The sequence below is a fragment of the Candidatus Acetothermia bacterium genome, assembly GCA_024653305.1.
GTDB lineage: Bacteria > Bipolaricaulota > Bipolaricaulia > Bipolaricaulales > Bipolaricaulaceae > JACIWI01.
This window is the reverse complement of sequence record JANLFW010000038.1, coordinates 1-3,504: the sequence shown is the minus strand read 5'-3', so window position 1 is coordinate 3,504 and position 3,504 is coordinate 1. Positions and strand designations below refer to the sequence as shown.

Genomic DNA, 3,504 nt, shown 5'->3' with positions numbered 1-3,504 from the left:
TACACCCGATGCCCGAACCGGGGGTCCAGGGCATCCCGAAGCCCGTCCCCCACGAGGTTGAACCCCAACACGGCCAGGGCGATGGCCAGCCCGGGGAACGTGGCGTAGTGCCAGGCCAGACGCACGTAGTCCTGGGCCCGGCCGAGCATGGTGCCCCACTCCGGGGTCGGCGGTTGGGCCCCCAGGCCGAGGTACCCCAACCCCGAGGCCCACAGGATCGCCGAGGCCATCTGCAGAGTAGAGAGGACGATGATGGGGGCGAGGCAGTTGGGCAGGACGTGCCGGCGCACGATGGCGAGGTTGCCAGTCCCCACGGCCCGGGCGGCCTCCACGTACTCCCGCGTGCGGATTTCCAGCACCGAGCTCCGCACCACCCGAACGTAGGTGGGCACGAAGGAGATACCCACAGCGAGCATCGCGTTCCACAGCCCCGGCCCGAGGACCGCCACCACGACAATGGCAAGGAGGATGCCAGGGAAGGCCATCAGGACGTCCACCAGCCGCTGGGTGACCAGGTCGGCGGCGCCGCCGTAGAAGCCGGACAGAGCACCGATCGGGGTCCCGACCACAAGGCCGATGGAGACCGACACCACGGCCATCATCAGGGACACCCGCGTCCCGTGGAGGATCCGCGAGAGGAGGTCGCGTCCCAACTCATCAGTGCCCAGGGGGTAGCTCGGCGAGGGAGGCCTGAGCTTGTTGGCCAACGAAAACCGCATCGGGTCACGGGGAGAAAGCTGGGGCGCAAACGCGGCGATCACCAGGAACGCCGCGACGATGACGAGGCCTACCACGGCCATCCGGTGCTTAAGGAGTCGGCGGAAGGTCTGCATGGGATTCAGTCATACTGGATGCGCGGGTTCACGAGCCCGTACAGGAGATCAACGAGCAGGTTGAGGAGCACAAACGCCAGCGCCAGGACAAGGACCGCGCCCTGGACCACAGGGTAGTCGCGGGCGGAAATGGACTCCACCATCAACCGCCCGACACCCGGCCAGGCGAACACGGTTTCGGTGAGGACGGCCCCCGACAGGAGCGCCCCGAAGCGCAGCCCGATCACAGTGACGATGGGGATGAGGGCGTTGCGGAGCGCGTGGTGGAGGATGACCTTCCGGTCGGGAAGGCCCTTGGCCCGGGCGGTGTTCACGTAGTCCTGCCCCATCACCTCCAGCATCGTGGACCGGGTGAAGCGGGCGATCAACGCCACAGAGGAGGCGGCGAGGGTAACCGAGGGGAGGACGAGGCGGGCCAGTCCTCCCCGCCCCGCCGCAGGGAGCCACCGCAGCTGGACTGCGAACAGGAGCATGAGCATGAGCCCAAGCCAGAACACGGGCGCCGACAGCCCCACCAGGGCCGCAGACATACTCACGTAGTCGAAGATGGAGTAGGGCTTCACTGCCGACACCACCCCCACCCCAATCCCCAGGAGCGTGGCCAGGGCCAGGCTCACCAGGGTGAGTTCCAGGGTGGGGATGAGCCGGGACCACACCTCCCGGCTCACGGGAACACCAGTGCGGATCGAGGTCCCCAGGTCGCCCCGCAGGAGGCCGGCCATGAACCGGCCGTACTGGACGTAGATCGGTGTGTCCAGGCCAAGCTGTCGCCGCACCTGGGCCACGAACTCCTCGGTCGCGTGGACCCCCGCCATCGCCTGGGCGGGGTCGCCCGGGAGCATCCGCAGGATCCCGAACACAAGCAGGGTCACCCCGAACAGGGCCGGGATCGCCAACAGAAGCCGCCGCACCACGTACTGGATCACAGCAGGAGAAGGGGGCCCGCCCCAGGCGGGCCCCCACACCCTCACTTAGAGGTCAAGCCACGCCTGGTGGGCCAGGATGTACTCCCGCGGGTGATGGACGAGGCCCTTGGCCACCGTCCGCTGGGCGTTGATCTGCCCCTCGTAGTGGAGGAACAGCCACCCCGCGTCCTCCCACAGCACGTTGAGGACGCTGGCGTAGATGGCCTTCCGGGACACAGGATCCGGCTCCACCCGCCCCAATTCGAGCAAGCTGTCCACCGTGGGGTTCGAGTAGAAGCTGCGGTTCGACCCGACCGGGGCCCACTCGCTCGTGTGGAACAGCGGGAACAGACCGTAGTCGGCGTCCAAGGTCACGCAGCCCCAGCCGAGCATGAACATGTCGAATGTGGCCTCGGTCACCGGCTTGCGGAGGAAGGCGAGGTACGCTGCCCACTCCATCGTGATGAGTTCGGCTTGGATCCCCACCTCGGCCAGGTACGCCTGCACCGCCTCCGCGATCGCCGCGTCCTTCATGTACCGGCCCGTGGGGTGGTAGAGCGTGCACTTGAACCCCTTGGGGAACCCCGCCTCCGCCAGAAGCTGCCTGGCCTTTTCTGGATCGTACTCGTAGGGCGTCTGCGGGGTGTAGCCGAAGATGAGGGGCATGATCGGGGCGTCGGAGACGCCGCCCATGCCGCCCAGGATCTCCTTTACGATCGCTTCCTTGTCCACCGCGTAGTTGATCGCTTGGCGGACGCGGACGTCGGTGAACGGCGGCTTCTGGTAGTTGAAGGCGATGTAGATCGTGCGGACGCTCGGAACCCGCACCACCTCAAGCCCCTTCGTCGTCGCCACCCTCGGCGCATCAAGCGGCGGCACGCGCATGATGGCGTGGACCTCGCCCGTCTCCAAGAGCACGAGCCGGGTGGCGTCGGAGGGGACAACCTTGAACACCACCGAGTCCAGGTACGGCTTCTGGCCCCAGTACGCGTCGTTGCGCACGATCCGCACGTGGTCGCCTCGCACCCACCGGTCGAACTTGAACGGGCCCGTGCCGATGGGCTCCATGATGTCCTTCCCCTCAGGGAGCTCGGCGATCTGCTTTGGGCTCACCATGGCCACGAAGTTGTGGGTGAGGTGGGAAATGAGCGGGGCGAACGGCTTGTCCAGGTTGAACCGGACCGTGTACTCGTCCACCACATCAATCGTCTGGACGCGGGGGAAGAGGAGGAACGCGTACGTGGCCTTCCGGAACCGCTCCAGGTTCACCTTGACCGCGTCGGCGTTGAACGGGGTCCCGTCGTGGAACAGCACCCCCTTGCGGAGGTACAGGGTCACCGTGAGGTTGTCCTCAGAGATGGTCCAGCTCTCCGCGAGGAGCGGGGCCACCTGCAGGTCCTCCGTCATGAGGAGGAGGGTCTGGGCGATGTGGGTGAGGACCATCCCCGCCGGAGCGGACGTGATCTTGTTGGGGTCAAGGGACTCCGGGTCAGTCCCGAAAGCAATCACGAGCTCCCCACCCACCTTGGGGGTCTGGGCCGCGGCCACCGCCCCCACCACAAGCAAGCACGCCACAAACAGCAAGCTTCCCTTCATTACGGCACCTCCCATGCGCAGTGGTCTCAGCCAACCAGGAACAGACAACTCTCCTTCCCGCAATCACCCCCTGTGAGCTCGTGCTGCCTCAGGGCAGCAGGGACACATTATAGTAGGGGGGGACCGCGGCGAGCAAGCCTCAGGACGGGGCCCGGCCCATTCGGGCCGGG

Annotated in this window: 3 protein-coding genes; all 3 read right to left on the bottom strand. The window is 66.9% G+C overall.

What is annotated here, in order from left to right:
- On the bottom strand, nucleotides 1-833 hold an 833-nt coding region (locus tag NUV94_08000; GenBank protein ID MCR4392679.1), incomplete at its 3' end, for an ABC transporter permease.
- A 5-nt stretch (nucleotides 834-838) separates the two neighbouring features.
- Nucleotides 839-1,759 (bottom strand): ABC transporter permease, encoded by a 921-nt coding sequence (locus tag NUV94_07995; GenBank protein MCR4392678.1) that lies wholly within the window; start codon nucleotides 1,757-1,759, stop codon nucleotides 839-841.
- 45 nt (nucleotides 1,760-1,804) lie between these two features.
- Nucleotides 1,805-3,334, bottom strand: coding sequence for a glutathione ABC transporter substrate-binding protein (locus NUV94_07990; protein MCR4392677.1), 1,530 nt, complete (start codon nucleotides 3,332-3,334; stop codon nucleotides 1,805-1,807).
- Nucleotides 3,335-3,504: the final 170 nt, after the last annotated feature.